This is a genomic window from Streptomyces sp. BK239 (assembly GCF_004217285.1).
GTDB lineage: Bacteria > Actinomycetota > Actinomycetes > Streptomycetales > Streptomycetaceae > Streptomyces.
On record NZ_SHKS01000003.1, the window covers coordinates 656,265 to 672,091 of the forward strand.

The 15,827-nt window shown below is 71.2% G+C and carries 18 protein-coding genes; 8 read left to right on the plus strand and 10 right to left on the minus strand.

All coding sequences use genetic code 11. The features are described 5' to 3' along the window. The 4 genes from EV567_RS12965 to EV567_RS12980 all read right to left on the minus strand — a co-directional run. Positions 1 to 458: PPOX class F420-dependent oxidoreductase (locus EV567_RS12965; protein WP_130439603.1), on the minus strand; the 458-nt coding region annotated here is incomplete at its 3' end. Positions 459 to 506: 48 nt separating this feature from the next. Then, the gene (locus EV567_RS12970; RefSeq protein ID WP_130439346.1) at positions 507 to 1,328 is read right to left on the minus strand and encodes a YceI family protein; all 822 of its coding nucleotides are present in this window, start codon (positions 1,326 to 1,328) and stop codon (positions 507 to 509) included. Between the two features lie 111 nt (positions 1,329 to 1,439). Further along, the gene (locus EV567_RS12975) at positions 1,440 to 3,989 is read right to left on the minus strand and encodes an MFS transporter (RefSeq protein ID WP_130439348.1); all 2,550 of its coding nucleotides are present in this window, start codon (positions 3,987 to 3,989) and stop codon (positions 1,440 to 1,442) included. Positions 3,990 to 4,002: 13 nt separating this feature from the next. After that, positions 4,003 to 4,542: a MarR family winged helix-turn-helix transcriptional regulator gene (locus EV567_RS12980; RefSeq protein ID WP_130439350.1), complete on the minus strand. Its 540-nt coding sequence runs from the start codon at positions 4,540 to 4,542 to the stop codon at positions 4,003 to 4,005. Between the two features lie 240 nt (positions 4,543 to 4,782). Here EV567_RS12980 and EV567_RS12985 point away from each other — a divergent pair, with 240 nt between their 5' ends. Continuing rightward, positions 4,783 to 4,980 carry a hypothetical protein gene (locus tag EV567_RS12985; RefSeq protein ID WP_130439352.1) on the plus strand — a complete coding sequence of 66 codons (198 nt, stop codon included), beginning with the start codon at positions 4,783 to 4,785 and terminating at the stop codon, positions 4,978 to 4,980. A gap of 747 nt (positions 4,981 to 5,727) precedes the next feature. Here the strand turns inward: EV567_RS12985 and EV567_RS12990 are convergent. The 6 genes from EV567_RS12990 to EV567_RS13010 form a co-directional block, all read right to left on the minus strand. Continuing rightward, the gene (locus EV567_RS12990; protein WP_130439354.1) at positions 5,728 to 6,639 is read right to left on the minus strand and encodes an RNA polymerase sigma factor SigF; all 912 of its coding nucleotides are present in this window, start codon (positions 6,637 to 6,639) and stop codon (positions 5,728 to 5,730) included. 376 nt (positions 6,640 to 7,015) lie between these two features. Then, entirely contained in the window at positions 7,016 to 7,891 is an 876-nt protein-coding gene (locus tag EV567_RS12995; RefSeq protein ID WP_130439605.1) for an RNA polymerase sigma factor SigF, read from the minus strand. Between the two features lie 199 nt (positions 7,892 to 8,090). Further along, positions 8,091 to 8,384 (minus strand): Dabb family protein, encoded by a 294-nt coding sequence (locus EV567_RS13000; RefSeq protein WP_130439356.1) that lies wholly within the window; start codon positions 8,382 to 8,384, stop codon positions 8,091 to 8,093. 18 nt (positions 8,385 to 8,402) lie between these two features. Then, complete coding sequence (locus EV567_RS27835; protein ID WP_165430367.1) at positions 8,403 to 8,579, minus strand: hypothetical protein; 177 nt, start codon at positions 8,577 to 8,579, stop codon at positions 8,403 to 8,405. 280 nt (positions 8,580 to 8,859) lie between these two features. Further along, positions 8,860 to 9,525, minus strand: coding sequence for a YdcF family protein (locus EV567_RS13005; RefSeq protein WP_130439358.1), 666 nt, complete (start codon positions 9,523 to 9,525; stop codon positions 8,860 to 8,862). After that, complete coding sequence (locus EV567_RS13010; protein ID WP_165430372.1) at positions 9,522 to 10,346, minus strand: GntR family transcriptional regulator; 825 nt, start codon at positions 10,344 to 10,346, stop codon at positions 9,522 to 9,524. Before EV567_RS13010 ends, EV567_RS13005 begins: the two co-directional genes overlap by 4 nt. A gap of 651 nt (positions 10,347 to 10,997) precedes the next feature. Here EV567_RS13010 and EV567_RS13015 point away from each other — a divergent pair. From EV567_RS13015 to EV567_RS27840, 7 genes are all read left to right on the plus strand, one after another. Continuing rightward, complete coding sequence (locus tag EV567_RS13015) at positions 10,998 to 11,267, plus strand: DUF6284 family protein (RefSeq protein ID WP_130439362.1); 270 nt, start codon at positions 10,998 to 11,000, stop codon at positions 11,265 to 11,267. Then, entirely contained in the window at positions 11,264 to 11,794 is a 531-nt protein-coding gene (locus EV567_RS13020; RefSeq protein WP_130439364.1) for a hypothetical protein, read from the plus strand. Before EV567_RS13015 ends, EV567_RS13020 begins: the two co-directional genes overlap by 4 nt. Next, the gene (locus tag EV567_RS13025) at positions 11,791 to 12,801 is read left to right on the plus strand and encodes a DUF2637 domain-containing protein (protein ID WP_130439366.1); all 1,011 of its coding nucleotides are present in this window, start codon (positions 11,791 to 11,793) and stop codon (positions 12,799 to 12,801) included. The genes EV567_RS13020 and EV567_RS13025 overlap by 4 nt, the downstream gene beginning before the upstream one ends. Beyond that, on the plus strand, positions 12,801 to 13,172 hold the full coding sequence (locus tag EV567_RS13030; protein WP_130439368.1) for an RRQRL motif-containing zinc-binding protein: 372 nt from the start codon (positions 12,801 to 12,803) through the stop codon (positions 13,170 to 13,172). Before EV567_RS13025 ends, EV567_RS13030 begins: the two co-directional genes overlap by 1 nt. Continuing rightward, entirely contained in the window at positions 13,142 to 13,507 is a 366-nt protein-coding gene (locus tag EV567_RS13035; RefSeq protein WP_130439370.1) for a DUF6251 family protein, read from the plus strand. Before EV567_RS13030 ends, EV567_RS13035 begins: the two co-directional genes overlap by 31 nt. Positions 13,508 to 13,772: 265 nt before the next feature. Further along, positions 13,773 to 15,560, plus strand: a complete 1,788-nt coding sequence (locus EV567_RS13040; RefSeq protein WP_242620781.1) for a MarR family transcriptional regulator — start codon at positions 13,773 to 13,775, stop codon at positions 15,558 to 15,560. Positions 15,561 to 15,580: 20 nt separating this feature from the next. After that, positions 15,581 to 15,745 (plus strand): hypothetical protein, encoded by a 165-nt coding sequence (locus EV567_RS27840; protein ID WP_165430368.1) that lies wholly within the window; start codon positions 15,581 to 15,583, stop codon positions 15,743 to 15,745. Positions 15,746 to 15,827: the final 82 nt, after the last annotated feature.

Here is a 15,827-nt window from a genome sequence, read left to right on the forward strand (position 1 = left end):
GCCAGTCGTGCCGGGAAGCCTCCGGTGGCGACCGGTCCCCACTTCCGCGGGGTGACCCGGATGATCGACTTGCCCTGCTCGACCATCGCCGCCCGGTACTCGTCCCAGTCCGGGTGCTCGCCGGAGATGTTGCGGAAGTACTCCACCAGCGGCTCGACGGAGTCCGGCGAGTCGATGACCTCGGCGGTGCCGTCGATCTGGACCCAGGGTCCGTTCCATTCGTCGCTGAGCACGATCAGGCTCACCCGCTCGTCCCTCTTGGCGTTGCGCGTCTTGGCCCGCTCCGGGTAGGTGGAGACGACGATCCGGCCCGAGTCGTCGACGCCGCAGGTCAGCGGCGACCCCTGGGGGCTGCCGTCGGCCCGCCTGGTCAGCAGGATCGCGCGGTGCCGGGGACGCACGAAGTCCAGCAGCTCGTCGAGGGTGACGGAGGTGTTGGTCGCGATGTTCGGTGCCATGCCGCCAGCGTAGGCGCAGTGGGGACCGGGAGCCTGACCCTGCCGGTCCTACGCCTGCGGCAGCGACGCGCCCTGGACGGCCTGCACGTCCAGCTCCACCTTCAGGGTGGTGCCGATGGCCGCGATGCCCGCCTGGAGGATCTGGTTGTAGTTCATGGCGAAGTCCTCGCGGTCCAGGTCGGCCGTGGCGCGGAAGGCCGCGCGGGTGCCGCCCCACGGGTCGGCGCCGGTGCCGAGGTAGGCGAGGTCGAGGTCGACGGGGCGGGCGATCCCGCGCAGGGTGAGGTCGCCGTGGACCGTCCAGCGGTCGGGACCGGCGGCCGTCAGCCCGGTCGAGCGGTAGGTGATCTCCGGGTACGTCTCCACGTCCAGGAAGTCGGCGGAGCGCAGGTGGGTGTCGCGCATGCTGTTGCCGGTGTCGATGGAGGCGGCCCGGATCACCGCCTCCACACGGGACTCGGTGACGTCGTGCGGGGAGATCTCCACCCGCGCCGAGAAGTCGGTGAACCGGCCGCGCACGCTGGAGATCCCCAGGTGCTGGGCGACCGCGCCGACCGTGGAGTGCGCCGGGTCGACGGTCCACGGGCCGGGCGGCGGCAGTTCGGCCCCGCCCTGCCGGGCCAGCGTCACCGTGCCCACCTCGGCCCGTCCGCTCGCCGTGACGAGGGCGCTGGAGGCGACGGGCGCGTACCCGACCGCGGTGACGATCACCGTGTACGCCCCGGCGGCCAGCGCCGTGGTGTCCCGTACGACGCCCTCGGGGTCGGCTTCGGCGCGCAGCACCTGCGTGCCCGTCATGTCGGTCACCGTGACGATCGCGTGCGACACGGCCCATCCGTCCCTGGTGCGGATCCTGGCGGTCAGTCCCATCTCGGGCAACTCCTCCTGAAGGCACGGCCCGTGGCGGGGGATCGCCCCGCCACGGGCCGTGTGTCCTGCTCGTTCTGGTCGTTCTGGTCGGTCCCGGAGGGGACGGACCCCTTACTCGCCCGGGTGGGCGAGCTCGATGTCGTGGTCGTCGACGCCCGGGCCGCTCACGGTGAGCGAGGTGGCCGCCGGCGGGTAGCCGGTCGCGATGACCGTGTACTCGCCGCCGTCGAGGTCGGTGAAGGCGTACGCACCGTCGTCGCCGGTGGTGGCCGTGCCGGCCACGTTGCCCGCCGCGTCCACCAGAGTGACGCGCGCGTCGGCCAGCGGACCGTGCGGCGCCCGTACGACGCCCCGGAGCCGTGCCCCGGCGTCGAGGACGACCTCCGTACGGGTCACCCCGGTGACGCCGATCTCGACGGGCAGGGCGCGCGGCCGGAACCCGGCGGCGTTCACCGCGACGGTCACGGCGCCCGGCACCAGCTCGGCGAAGGAGAAGTCGCCCTGCTCGCCGGTGGTGCCGGTGGCCAGCAGGTCCCCGCGGACATCGGTCACGATCACCATCGCCGACTCGACCGGCTCCCCGGTCACCGCGGCCCGCACGACACCGCGCAGTCCGCTGGTGCCGCTCAGCACGATGTCGTACGCGACCGGGTCGCCGTTCACCACGACGGTGGACGCCTGCGGCTGGAACCCGTCGGCGGAGGCGATCAGGACGTACGAGCCCGCACCCGGCGCGTCCAGCGCGTAGGAGCCGTCGGCCTGGGCGACCGACCGGCCGAGCTGCCGGCCCGCGAGGGAGATCAGCGTGACGGCGGCCCGGGGGACGGGCGTGTTCTCCGCGCCGCGGACATGACCGTGGACGGGGACGCCCGCACCGGTGTCGGCGGCGACCTCGGCAGCGTCCGCGACGGCCGGGATCGGCTCGGTGGCGTTCGCCGTGCCGTCGCTCCCGTCGTCGGCGACGGCCCAGCTCGGGACCTTCTCCTCGGCCACGGCCCCGGCCGGGGTCTCGACGGCGGTGTCGGTCTGCGCGGCGGCGGTCTGCGCGGGGGCGGTCTCCTCCGCGGCTCCGGCAGCCGCCTGTGCCAGCGCGCCCTTGGTCCGCAACGGGACCTCCTTGATGAACAGCGTGATGAGGAAGGCGAGCAGCGCCAGGACGGAGGCGATCAGGAAGACGTCGGCGATGCCGTGGCCGTACGCGCTCTCCATCACCGTGCGCAGCGGCACGGGCAGCTTGTCCATGTCCGGGATCTCGCCGGTGGAGCCGCCGGAGGCGAGGGAGGCGTACTTGGGGCCGAGGTCGGCGATGCCGTCCTGGGCGTAGTCGGTGATCCGGTGGGCCATGACGGCGCCCAGCGCGGAGACGCCCATCGCACCGCCGAGGGAGCGGAAGAAGGTGACGGTCGAGCTGGCGGCGCCGAGGTCGCCCGGGTCGACCTGGTTCTGCGTGGACAGCACCAGGTTCTGCATCATCATGCCGATGCCGAGACCCAGCAGCGCCATGAAGACGGCGGTCTTCCAGTAGTCGGTGTCGTAGCGGATCGTGCCCAGCAGACCGAGGCCCGCCGTGATGAGGACACCGCCGCCGACCAGCCACGCCTTCCACTTGCCGGTGCGGGTGATGAGCTGGCCGGAGACCGTCGAGGAGACGAACAGGCCGCCGATCATGGGGATGGTCAGCACGCCGGACATGGTGGGGGACTCGTCCCGGGCCAGCTGGAAGTACTGGGCGAAGAACACCGTGCCGGAGAACATCGCGACACCCACGAACAGCGAGGCGATCGACGACAGGGTGATGGTGCGGTTGCGGAAGAGGCGCAGCGGGATGATCGGCTCGCTGGCCTTGGACTCCACGAGCAGGAAGACCAGCGCCAGCACGACCGCGCCCGCGACCATCGCGTACGTCTGCCAGGACAGCCAGTCGTACTTGTCGCCCGCGAAGGTGATCCAGACGAGCAGCAGCGAGACGGCCGCCGAGATGAAGAACGCGCCGGCCCAGTCGACCTTGACGTCCCGCTTCACGACCGGCAGGTGCAGGGTCTTCTGCAGCACGATCAGGGCGATGACGGCGAAGGGCACGCCGACGTAGAAGCACCAGCGCCAGCCGAGCCAGCTGGTGTCGGTGATGACGCCGCCGAGCAGCGGGCCGCCGACGGTCGCGACCGCGAACGTCGCGCCGAGGTAGCCGGAGTAGCGCCCGCGCTCACGCGGGGAGATCATCGCGGCCATCACGATCTGCGCGAGGGCGGACAGGCCGCCGACGCCGACGCCCTGCACCACGCGGCAGGCGATCAGCATGCCGGAGTTCTGCGAGAGACCGGCGGCCATCGAGCCGAGCACATAGATGACCAGCGCTATCTGGACGAGCGCCTTCTTGTTGTAGAGGTCGGCGAGCTTGCCCCACAGGGGGGTCGCCGCGGTCATCGCCAGCAGCGTGGCGGTGACGACCCAGGTGTAGGCGGACTGGCCGCCACCGAGGTCGCCGATGATCTCCGGGAGGGCGTTGGAGACGATCGTGGACGACAGGATCGCCACGAACATCCCGAGCAGCAGGCCCGAGAGGGCCTCCATGATCTGCCGGTGCGTCATCGGGGCGTCGTCGCCGTGCCCTCCGGCGTGCTTCGCGTGCGCCCGCACACCGGCTGGTGTGGTCGTTGCCATGGGCTTCCTTCTCTTACGTCGCTTGTGCGGGTGTACGGGTGGTCGGTTCGCTCCCGGGAACGGGAGGGGGCGAGGGGGGTGCGGGCGGCGGCCGGTGCGCTGTCGTACGGCAGTCGCCGAAGCTGGCGCGCAGGCGGGTCATCAGCAGGATGAGCTGGTCCACCTCGTCCTCGGTCCAGTCGCTCAGCCGCTCCGCCAGGAGGTCGGTGCTGCGGCGGGACAGTTCGAGGAGCATCGCGGTGCCCTCGGGGGTCAGGCGCAGGATGCGGGAGCGCTTGTCGGCGGGGTCGGGGGAGCGTTCGATCCAGCCCCGCTCGGCGAGGTGCGCGGCGTGCCTGCTGGTCACCGACATGTCGACGGCGAGCAGCTCGGCGAGCGCGCTCATCCGGAGGTCGCCGTGGCGTCCGAGCAGCGTCAGCACCGCCGCGGAGCCCGCGGAGCAGTCGGCGGGCAGGATCCGCCCGAGGTCCCGCTTCACGGCGCCTACGCCGCTGAGCTGACGCGCGAGTTCTGCGTACTGGGGGTAGCGCGCGTACTGCGCCTGCTCGGCCATCACACCTCCCGTGTTTGTTGCTTAGGGCAACCATAGGAGCGCTTGGTTGCTACAGGCAAATAAATAGGTGGTGACGGCCGCAAAAACTTGGCAAAGGCAAGTATTGCGGCAGTAAATGCGCAGGTGGGGCGGGCCGGCCGGGCCGAGCGACCCTGATCCCCGCGCGGGGAGTACGAGGGGCGACCGTCGGGAGGGGCCCCACTTGGGGCGGCAGCGGCGTTTTCGCTAGGGTCTCGGGGCATGGCTAACACCCAGGGCCCCCAGGGCAACCACGACCCCGCCGGCAGCACCCAGATGTTCCGCGCGTTCGTCGACGAGGGCGCGCCCCAGTCCTCCCGCCAGGCCCCCGCTCCGGCCGGCCCCCGCATCGGTCTGATCGTGGGCGTAGTGGTGGCGGTGGCAATCGTCGCGGCAGTCGCCTGGCTGGCACTCAAGTAGCCCCCGCGGCACGGCACTTCCCCCTCGCAGACACTGCACCGCCGGCCGGGCCCACCCGCCCGGCGGGCCGGGGCCTTTGCCGTCCGCTGCCGTAACGCACCTCCCCCTGCGGGCAGCGCACCGCCCGCGGGGTACGCCCGCTTGCCCGCCCGGCGGGCCGCCCCCACGCGACGACGGCCGCCGACGTGCCCTCAAGGCACGCGGGCGGCCATGTCATGTCACCGGCCGACGCGTTCCTCCCACCGCCGGGGCCTTCCTCGCCCGCGGCCGTCGCGCACACTTCACCCTCGCAGGCGCTGACCACCGGTCGGGCGCGCCCGCTTACCCGTCCGGCGGGCCGGGGCGTCCTCCCGCCCGCTGTCGCCCCCACCCCCTACGTGCATCGCACCGCCGGTCAGACGCGCCCGCCTGACCGTCCGGCGGGCCGGGGCATCCCCCGCCTGCTGCCGCCCCCGCCCCTACCTGCATCGCACCGCCGGTCGGGCGCGCCAGCCTGACCGTCCGGCGGGCCGGGGCATCCCCCGCCTGCTGCCGCCCCCGCCCCTACCTGCATCGCACCGCCGGTCGGGCGCGCCAGCCTGCCTGTCCGGCGGGCCGGGCTCCCCCCGCCGCCACCGTCAGGGCACACGACGACGGCCGCCGACGCGCCCTCAGGGCGCCCCGGCGGCCATGTCGTGACACACGGACGACGCGTTGCTCACGCCGCCCTGATCTCGCGCGTCGGCGGTCTGAGCCGCCGGACAGGCGTCAGTCGGAGATCAGGCCCTCGCGCAGCTGGGAGAGCGTGCGAGTCAGGAGGCGGGAGACGTGCATCTGGGAGATGCCGACCTCCTCGCCGATCTGCGACTGCGTCATGTTCGCGAAGAAGCGCAGCATGATGATGCGGCGCTCGCGCGGCGGCAGCTTGGCCAGCAGCGGCTTCAGCGACTCGCGGTACTCGACGCCCTCCAGGGCCGTGTCCTCGTAGCCGAGGCGGTCGGCCAGGGAGCCCTCGCCGCCGTCGTCCTCGGGGGCCGGCGAGTCCAGCGAGGAGGCCGTGTACGCGTTGCCGACCGCGAGGCCGTCGACGACGTCCTCCTCGGACACGCCCAGCACGGCGGCGAGTTCGGAGACCGTGGGCGAGCGGTCCAGCTTCTGGGAGAGCTCGTCGCTGGCCTTGGTGAGGGCCAGGCGCAGCTCCTGGAGCCGGCGTGGCACGCGCACCGACCACGAGGTGTCCCGGAAGAAGCGCTTGATCTCACCGACGACCGTCGGCATCGCGAACGTCGGGAACTCCACGCCGCGTTCGCAGTCGAAGCGGTCGATCGCCTTGATCAGGCCGATGGTGCCGACCTGGACGATGTCCTCCATCGGCTCGTTGCGGGAGCGGAACCGGGCCGCCGCGTAGCGCACGAGCGGGAGGTTGAGCTCGATGAGGGTGTCCCGGACGTAGGCGCGCTCGGGGCTGTTCTCGTCCAGGGCGGCGAGCCGCAGGAACAGGGAGCGGGACAGGGTGCGGGTGTCGATGGCCCCGGTGGCCGGGAGGGCCGGGGCGGGCGCGGCCTCGAGGGCCGTGACGTCGTCGAGCACGTCGGGCTCGACCGGCGTGACGGGCTCGGCGGGCGCGGTTTCGCTCGGCGTGAGCGTGAGCACCTTCGAGCTGCCCTGGTCTGCGGACATGCCACCCCCTTTGGGTCGCGGGACGGTCGCGGCTGACGCTCCCGGAGAGGAAGGTCGGCCTTCACCTGAATACCGGAGCCGAAGCCCCGGCAAACGCTCTTCCCGCAGAATGTCACATGTCGGCAACACGCTGTAGTGACATGTCGACATCTGAGTGACGAAACAGCCCTGGAAACAGGGGGTATGACGGGGTATCAGCGCAAATCTGTCGGGATCCGTCCTGGTGAGCGATTCGCTCGGGACGGTGACCGATCGATCCTTTGTCCGGTCGGGTGTCGGTCCGTCAGTCTTCTGTCCGTCAGGCGCCGATCCACTCCGGCGTTCGCCGGCTCAGGCCGCCATCCGGCCAGGCCCCGTCCGCTCAGGCCCCGTCCGCTCAGGCGTCGATCCGGTTCGCGGAGCGCAGCCGCTGGAAGCTGCGCGCCAGCAGCCGGGACACGTGCATCTGGGAGACCCCGAGCTCCGCGCTGATCTGGGACTGGGTCAGGTTGCTGTAGTAACGCAGCAGCAGGATGCGCTGCTCCCGCTCCGGGAGCTGGACGAGGAGGTGGCGGACCAGATCGCGGTGCTCCACCCCGTCCAGCGCGGGATCCTCGTAGCCGAGGCGGTCCAGCAGTCCGGGCAGCCCGTCGCCCTCCTGCGCCGCCTCCAGGGAGGTGGCGTGGTACGAGCGCCCGGCCTCGATGCAGGACAGCACCTCGTCCTCGCCGATCCGCAGCCGCTCGGCGATCTCGGCGGTGGTCGGCGTGCGGCCGAAACAGGTGGTCAGGTCCTCCGTGGCACTGTTGACCTGCACCCACAACTCGTGCAGCCGGCGCGGGACGTGGACGGTGCGCACGTTGTCGCGGAAGTACCGCTTGATCTCCCCGACGACCGTCGGCATCGCGAAGGTCGGGAACTGCACGCCGCGGTCGGGATCGAAACGGTCGATGGCGTTGATCAGGCCGATGGTGCCGACCTGGACGACGTCCTCCATCGGCTCGTTGCGGGAGCGGAACCGGGCGGCCGCGTAGCGCACGAGCGGGAGGTTCGCCTCGATGAGCGCCCCGCGCACGCGGTTGTGCTCCGGTGAGCCGGGGGAGAGCTCCTTCAGCTGGCCGAAGAGCACCTGGGTGAGCGCCCGGGTGTCGGCGCCCCGGCGCTTCTCCGGTACGGGAGCCGGGTCGGCGCCCGGATCGGGGGCGGCGGGGTCGGGGGCCGGAGCGGCGGATGCCTCCACCTGGGGCGGCGCAGTACTGGCCGACACGGTCAACGCCACCTCTTCATCGGTCAATCATCCGTCAAAAGCGGTCATAGCATCACAAGACATGTGCACTGTGTGCAAGCACCCCATAACGCCGTGTTGAGGGACAAGTTGAGGGGTGACCCGGCCGCCCGGCGCACGCGAAAGCCCCCCGCCGTTCCGGCGGAGGGCTTGTCCGGGTCCTGTGGCCCGGTCGCGGGCGCGCGGCTCAGAACTCGTAGTCGGCGACCACCCAAGTGGCGAACTCCCGCCACAGGGCGACGCCCGCCTGGTGGGCCGGGTGCTCGAGGTAGCGCTTCAGGGCGTCCGCGTCCTCCACCGCCGAGTTGATGGCGAAGTCGTAGGCGACGGGGCGCTCGCTGACGTTCCAGCCCAGTTCCCAGAAGCGAAGCTCCTCGATCTGCCCGCCCAGGGCCCGGAAGGCGGCCTCGCCCGCCACCACGCGGGGGTCGTCGCGCCGGACGCCGTCGTGGAGCTTGAAGAGGACCAGGTGGCGGATCATGGGCACTCCCGATGCGTGCTACTTCGCCCCGTCGGCGAGCCAGGTGAAGAAGTCGCCGACGGCCTTGGCGGCGTCCGATATGCCCTCGAACCCTATCTGGACGTAGTCGGCGGCCTTGGCCGGGTCCGTGATGATCACGTACAGCGCGAAGACCACGAGCACGTAGACGGCGATCTTCTTGGCGTTCACCGCCACCGCGGCCTCCCCTGTCACTGATGGCTGAATGAGCGCACATAATCGCACGAAGGGCCCCGTCTCACGACGGGGCCCTTCTGAAGCGGTAGCGGAGGGATTTGAACCCTCGGTGACTTGCGCCACACTCGCTTTCGAGGTCTGTTCGTGCTGGTCAGGGCAGGATCCAGGGCCGTTCAGCCTCGTTCATTCCCGTACTCGCCCCCGTCGCGTGAACCATTGTGGACGGCTCCGAACGGGTGTGAATGAGACGGAAACTGAGACGGAGGGTGGCCCAGCGTCATCACGCCTGACCTGCGGTTTCCGGTACGAGTCGACTCGTGAAGCCGTGGTCGCGTAGTCGCTCGTACGCGGCCCTGATGTCGTCGGGAATCTCTTGCTCGATCATGAACCCCTGTCGGGGGTAGATCATGAGCCGCTGTTGTGCACCGACCAGCATGTCGACCACAAGGCGCGCATCCCCGATCGAGTCGACGTAGTCAGGAAGCGTCATCGGGGTCGACGCGCACACCCACTCGACACCGGGCCACAGCTTCCGGGCGGTCGCGTACGCGCGTCGTTCCTCATAGGGCTTGCTGACCAGCAGGACGGACGAGACGGGCACGTGACGCTCTTCGAGCAGCGCGCGCGAGAACCGGATGTTCTCGCCCGTGTTCCGAGCCCTCGGCTCCACAAGGAGGACGTCCTCAGGAACCCCCAGCTCTACGGCCCGCTCGCGGTAGTGCTCAGCCTCGCCGCGCGGCATCCGCTCATGCGTCGTTCGGCTGGTCGCGCCGGTGAAGACGATGAGTGGCGCCATTCCACGGCGGTAGAGGTCGGCCGTCATGTCGGCAACCCCCAGATCGTGACTGCCGAGACCCACGGCCACAGAGCATGGGCGGGGTTCGTGGCCCATCTGCTGGAAGTCCCAGAGTCGCTGCGCGTCCGCCCATGCCTGAGCCGAGATCACTTGCCCTCGCCCTCCGTTGTTGCCGAGTCGGGGACCTTGAAGTCGTACGACCATGCGAAGCGCGACGCCGCGTGGACTCCGACGGCGAACTCTACGACCGTCCCGTCCGCCGTGTACGTGGTGCGGTGCAGTTCTACCACCCACTCACCCGGCGAGAGCTGGAGAAGCTGAGCCTCTTCGGCGGTGGGCACGCGCGCGAACAGTTCCTCGCGCATGTGGTCGATCTCGTACCCGGCGTCATAGAGGACACGGAAACCACCACCGCGACCTGCCGGGCCGGGAGTCGGGTCGACGATGCGCGTACCTTCCACGTGCTCGGGGCGGTAGTAGCTGGTCAGGGTATGGGTGGGCTGGCTGCCCTCCTTCACGAGCCGGGCGCGCGCGTACACGTCCGCGCCCTCGGGGAGCCCGTGAGCTTCAGCGACGGCCGCCGGCGCTTTCACCCGGCTCACGTTCTGGGTCTGCTCGTTCCGGCTGTACGCGCGGCCGGACGCCACGCGGTCAGCGATGAACGCGACTTCGTCGCCGTCCCGCCACTTCGCCTTGTCGTACCGGGCGATACCGAGCCGCTTGAGCGGCGACTTCGGGCGCACGACGGTGCCGTGACCGCGAGTCATGGTCACAAGACCCTCGGCTTCGAGTGCCTTGTAAGCCCGGTGGACCGTCTCCTTTGAACCTTCGCCCGCCTCCACAAGCTCCCGGATCTGCGGAAGCTGCTGGCCAGGCTCGTAGTCGCCGTTCCTGATCTGCTGGCCGAAGCGGTCGGCCAGGTCCCGCCACTTCGGGGCCTTCGATGCCACGCAGAACTCCTCTCGACACATCCCAGTGAAGCACACAGTCCTAGGACTGTTGACAGTCCTAGGACTGCGATGCATTCTCATCTCAGGTCACTCGTAGTCCTAGGACAGCGAGTCGGAGGGGTCTTCTTTGGGCTGCCTCCACGGCTTGTCGGTTCGGGATAGCTCGTGCTGTTGGGGCCCTGAGCTGGTCGTTCTTTGAGAACTCAACAGGGAGTCAAGTTCGACGGGGCCTTAAGTCCCCGTCCCCGCGACGGCCGGGTGAGGACCGTCGACGGCCGCTCGCGGTCGTTCTGCTGGCGCCGAGCGGTGTGAATAGGGCGCCCCGACACCTTCGAGGCTCGGGACCGGACGGCCGTGGCGACGGCGCCGGTGAAGCCCTCGGATTCCCTTCGTCTTCTATCGGAGGTCCTCATGGCTCGTCGAAGACCTACGGGGCCGCCGCGCTGGACCGGCGCGGCGGCATCCCCACCGCGTCATCCGACCACTTCCGCCGCGCGGTGAATACGGCGGCCGGTTGCCTGCCTCGCCCGTCCGGGCCCGCGTGCTGCGCCGGGGCTCGTACGGGCGAGGTCTAGGGGAGCCGGATGTTCCGACTTCAACGGCGCGGCCCCGGTGCGGGAACACCGGGGCCGCTGTTCGGGCCGTTCAACCCTGCGAGAGGAACACGACCCAATGAAGCACATCGTCACTGTTCAGGACGCTGTTACCGCGTTCGCCGACTTCATGGAGCCGACGGCCGCGGAGCTGAACGCGATCGAGATGGAGTCCCCGCTGATCCTGGCGGAGGTCGACCTGTTGGACGCGCAGATCAAGGCCATGGACCGCCCCATGAACGAGGTGGACGGGCGGAGGATCCGCCGGGCGCGGAACCGGGTGCTCGCCGCGCGGCGGGACCTGGTCAACCGCACGGCCGGCGTGAGCCTGTCGGGGGGTGCGGCGTGATCCGCGTCGTCACCGTCGGCGGACTGCGCCGACTGCGCGAGGACGCCGAGCAGGCCCGTGCCCGTGCCCGCGAGGTGCAGGGGCAGGCCGATGCCGCCTTCCGCAGGCACGTCCGAACGGTGTGGGAGCTGACCTCCCGCGCCGAATCCGTGGAGAGTGACGCCGGCATCCTGCGCGAGCACGTGACCGAGGTGGAGGCGGCGCTACAGCGGGCGCGGGCCGACGTCGCCGAGCGCGCCGAGCACGTGGGCCGGCTGCTGGGGGAGCTGGAGACCGCGAGGCGCGCGGACCGTTCGCTGGTCCTACTGCTGCACTACGGCGAGCCCCACAGCATCCACACCGACGCGAGCGCGGCACGCGCCTACGTCGCCACCCGTGGCGTGCCCGTTCACGCGTGGGGGCCGGGCGATGAACGCCCGGCCGCGCAGGTGCTCTGGCGGATCCTCCCGTTCACGCGGGACGAGACCGTCAAGGGCTTCCGGTCGGTGGACGTCGCCCCTCCGGACGGTCGGGAGGGTGCGGCGTGAACAGTGTTCAGACGCGTTCAGCGGAGCGCGCTCTGTCGTCCGGTACGTGGTTGATCGTGTGCGGGGCGATGCTCTACTCGATCCTCACTGTGACGCCGCTGATGGCCGAGCACACGGCCGACCGATGGGACTGGACGGCGCCGATCCTGCCGCTCGTGGTGGACGCCGCCGTGGTCATCGTGGTCAAGCTCGATGACGTGCTGGCCCGTCTGGGCGGGGACGGCGGACGCTGGCCCCTCACCCTGCGGTGGATGACCGGCCTCATGACCCTCGCGCTCAACACGGCCGACTCCGCACTGAAGAAAGACCTGGTCGGCGTGGCCGTCCACTCCGTGGCGCCGCTGCTTCTGATCGTGACGGCGGAGACCAGCCTGGCCTACCGGCGGGCCATCGCCGCCGCCGTGGCCGCCCTGGACGCGGAACAGAAAGCCGAGCGGGAACGACGCGAGCAGGCGGAGCGTGAGCGCGCCGAACGGGCCCGCCAAGAGGCCCGCGAGGAGCGCGAGCACGCCGCGCAGTTGGCGCGTGAACAGCGTGAACACGAAGCCAGCCTGGCCCGTGAGCAGGCTGAGCGGGAGGAGCGGCAGCGGCGCGAGGAGCGTGAGGCCCGCGAGCGGGCGGAGGCTGCCGAGCGGGAGATCCGTGAACGCCGTGAACGCGAGCGTGAACAGCGTGAACAAGAGCGGCTGAGGCGTGAACAGCAGGCCCGCCAGCGGGCCGAGGCCGAACAGCGCGAGCGCGCCGAGCAGGCGGAGCGTGAACGCCGTGACCGCGAACAGCGGGCGGAGCGTGAACGCGCCGCGCTGCTGGAGCGCGGCCCCGCCGAGGGCAAGCTTCCGGAGGACGAGGCGCGCCGGATCGTGGCCGCCGCGTTCACCTCGGGCCTGTCGGTGCGGCAGGCGGCGGAGCTGTGCGGCTGGTCGGTCGGCTGGGTCTCCCATCGCTACGCCGAGCACCGTGACCCCGCCGCCGGCGCCCGCGCTGAACTCGCGATCGCGGGTCAGTGATGGCGGCTCTGCCCGTCTACCGGTGGCGGCTCGCCCCGGACGGCTACGCCACCCGTCGTCAACTCCGCGCCGCCGGACTGCGGCCCGGCGGCCAGGACGTTGCCGCGCAGCTCGAACGCCCGCGCCGCCGGCGCGGCCCGCTGGTCGCCTACCTCTACCGCATCGATCGCGCGAAGCCGGTGCGCCCGATGACCCCGGCCCGGTGGGCGGCTCTGGCCAAGGCCAACACCGCCCGCCGCACCTGCCCCGCCTGCCGCCGGGACGCGGGATACGTCATCCCGCCCTCGCTCGGCATGTGCTCGCCCTGCGCCTTTCCCGACAACGCCCCGGAGGGTGCGTCATGGAACAGCTCCCCGCACACCGTCCGCTGACCGTCGTTCAGCTCCCGGACGGCAGCCACGTCTACGCCGACCCCGCCAACCTGCCCGCCCCGCAGAGCGCCGGGCCGCAGGTGGTGCACATCCATCAGGCGCCGCCGGACCGCACGGTGCAGCGCGTCGCGCTCGGCTCCGGTGTCGGGGCGGGGGCGGTCGCGGCCGGCGTCTACTTCGGCCCCCTGCTCGTCGGCGCCCTGACCGCCATCGCCGTGAACCTGGCGATGCTCGCGTTCATCGCGCTCGTGCTGGGCTGGGCCGTGGTCACGGTGGTCCGCACCGTTACCGAGGGCGGCGAGAGCGCCGGACTGCGCGGCCGCAAGGGCCGCTGACAACCCCGAGGCCGTAGGCGGCTCTGAGGGCGTCTGAGTCCCCTTCCGGGTGGGGTTTGACCCCCGGACGGCTGTTCGGCCGCCATAGGCCCCTTAGCGACGCTCCGTGACGGAAGTTTCCGTTCTCGCGCGCGCACGCGTAGGGGCCGCCTCGGAAACCAGGAAACCGGAAACACGCTCACTCCGCGTAACACCCGCGTGTGGTGACGGGCCGTCGCAGGGCCCGTCACCACCGACCCACTTACTCCTGAGAAGAGGACCACTCGTGAGTCACGGACAAGTCTGGCGCACCCACCGTCAGTACGCCGCCACCGCCGCCCGCTGGACGGCCGATCACTGGCGCAAGGAAGCCGAGCGCCGCCGCGCCCTGCGCGCCGAACGCAAGCCGCTCGTGCGCGACGCCCGCCGTGCGCTGGCCACCGCGCGCGCCATCGATCCCGAGGGCGTGACCCCCCTGCGCCACCGCGCCGAGCGCGAACTGCACACGGCCCAGCGGCGCGTGCCCGACCCCATGTGGCTGTTCGCCACCAAGACCGCCACCGCGCTCGGCATCGCCGGGTACGTGTGGCTGCCGCACATCTCCACTCGCGCGTGGGTGTGGTCGGCCGTGGCCGTCGTCGCCGCCGTCACCGCGCTGTTCGTGTGGGTGGCCGTGCGCGAGCGCGACACCAGCGGACTGAAGCCCACCGCCGAGGAGTCGGCGCTGCTGAAGCGCCTTCAGCCGCAGCACTGGAAGGAGCACGCCGAACAGCGCGGCCTGTCGGGCACGCTGACCGGCCGGCCGAAGCTGACCGAGGCCGGGATCGTCTGTGCCGTCCGCCTCGACGGCACGTGGACGGCGACCAAGCTCCGCACGGCCGAAGACCACATCCGCGCCCTGCTCGGCGCGCGTACGAGCCTGCGCATGCAGATCAAGGCGGGCAAGCAGGGCGGCTGGGCCGAACTCACCTTGCGGACCCGCAGCGCGGCCGACGGCGACGACCTGACGTGGACGCCCGAGCGGCGCTCGCTCGGCGTCGACACCGTCACCGGCGAGCAGGTCACCGTGCCCCTCGGGGAACGACTGCTCATCGCCGGACGCTCCGGAGCGGGCAAGTCCGTGGCGTCCCGGCCGCTGCTGTTCGACGCGTCCGAGGGTGCGACGAACGCGCTCGTCATCATCGACCTCAAGCGCGTGGAAGGACGGCTGTGGGACCACCGGGCCCGCGTCGCCTCCACCCCGCGCGAAGTCGTCGACGTGGTCGACGAGCTGGAGACGGAGATGCTCGAACGGCTCTCCGTCCTGCCCAAAGGCCAGGACACCTGGACCCCCACCCCCGACCGGCCGCGCATCACGGTCGTGGTCGACGAGGGCGCCGAAGTCATGACCGCCGCCGACAAGGTCCCCTACGAGACGGAGACCGGCGACGGCAAGACACGCACCGTCAACCGCTCCGCCCTGCCTGGCCTGGAGTCCATCGCCCGCATGGGCCGGGCGGCCTGCATCGACCTGTGGTGGATGACGCAGAAGCCCAGCATCGGCGACGGCATCCCCAAACAGATCGCCCCGCAGATCGGCGTCTCCATCTGCCTCGCGGTCCGGACGCCGGCCGAGGCCCGCGTGGTGCTCGGTGAGGACGCGCAGGCCAAGGGCTGGAACGCCGACGAACTGCCCGTGCCCGGCGTGGCGCTGATCCGCGACGGCAAGCGCAAGCCCGACCCGGTCCAGGTCCGCTACATGGACAAGAGCGTGGTCATCGCCCTGCCCGACCGCACGCCGTGGTCCCGCTCGGTCGCGTCCACGGTGGAAGCCGCGGGCGCCCCGACGCTCACTCTCATCAAGGACACGACCGCCGAGACGGCGCCCGCCGTGGACGGCGCCGTCGCCCGTGTCCTGAAAGCCATCGAGACCGCTGGCGAACCGGTCGCCCAGAAGGACTTGGTCACGCTCACGGGCCTGTCCAAGGGAGCCGTGTCCAAAGCCGTCAAGACCCTCACCACGGGCGGCACGGTCGTCCGCGCCCTGGACGGCCGACTGACCACCACGCGCGGCGACGACACCGCCGCCGCCTGACCGCACACGAAAGGACCCCGATGGACGACGAGACCTACTGCGACGACTGCGCCGACTACGGATGCCCCGGCCACGAACTGTGTGACCAGTGCTCCGGCGACATCTGCAACGAGTGCGGCGGCTGCGACTGCCCCGACAGCGAGTGCCCCGGCTACGTCGCCCACTACACCGGAACCGACCTCTAGCTACGCCAAGGGCGGCCCCCACCTCTCGCCAAAGAACGCGGGGCCGCCCTTGTCCACCTGCCACTGACTGACCCGTGGAGGT

Excerpts from the sequence above, each read along its gene's own strand:
- EV567_RS12980 (WP_130439350.1), bottom strand. The coding sequence starts at position 4,542 with ATGGCCGAGCAGGCGCAGTACGCGCGCTACCCCCAGTACGCAGAACTC.
- EV567_RS12970 (WP_130439346.1), bottom strand. The coding sequence starts at position 1,328 with ATGGGACTGACCGCCAGGATCCGCACCAGGGACGGATGGGCCGTGTCG.
- EV567_RS12975 (WP_130439348.1), bottom strand. The coding sequence starts at position 3,989 with ATGGCAACGACCACACCAGCCGGTGTGCGGGCGCACGCGAAGCACGCC.
- EV567_RS13030 (WP_130439368.1), top strand. The coding sequence starts at position 12,801 with ATGGCGGCTCTGCCCGTCTACCGGTGGCGGCTCGCCCCGGACGGCTAC.
- EV567_RS12990 (WP_130439354.1), bottom strand. The coding sequence starts at position 6,639 with ATGTCCGCAGACCAGGGCAGCTCGAAGGTGCTCACGCTCACGCCGAGC.
- EV567_RS13015 (WP_130439362.1), top strand. The coding sequence starts at position 10,998 with ATGAAGCACATCGTCACTGTTCAGGACGCTGTTACCGCGTTCGCCGAC.
- EV567_RS13000 (WP_130439356.1), bottom strand. The coding sequence starts at position 8,384 with ATGATCCGCCACCTGGTCCTCTTCAAGCTCCACGACGGCGTCCGGCGC.
- EV567_RS13010 (WP_165430372.1), bottom strand. The coding sequence starts at position 10,346 with ATGTGTCGAGAGGAGTTCTGCGTGGCATCGAAGGCCCCGAAGTGGCGG.
- EV567_RS12985 (WP_130439352.1), top strand. The coding sequence starts at position 4,783 with ATGGCTAACACCCAGGGCCCCCAGGGCAACCACGACCCCGCCGGCAGC.
- EV567_RS27840 (WP_165430368.1), top strand. The coding sequence starts at position 15,581 with ATGGACGACGAGACCTACTGCGACGACTGCGCCGACTACGGATGCCCC.
- EV567_RS13035 (WP_130439370.1), top strand. The coding sequence starts at position 13,142 with ATGGAACAGCTCCCCGCACACCGTCCGCTGACCGTCGTTCAGCTCCCG.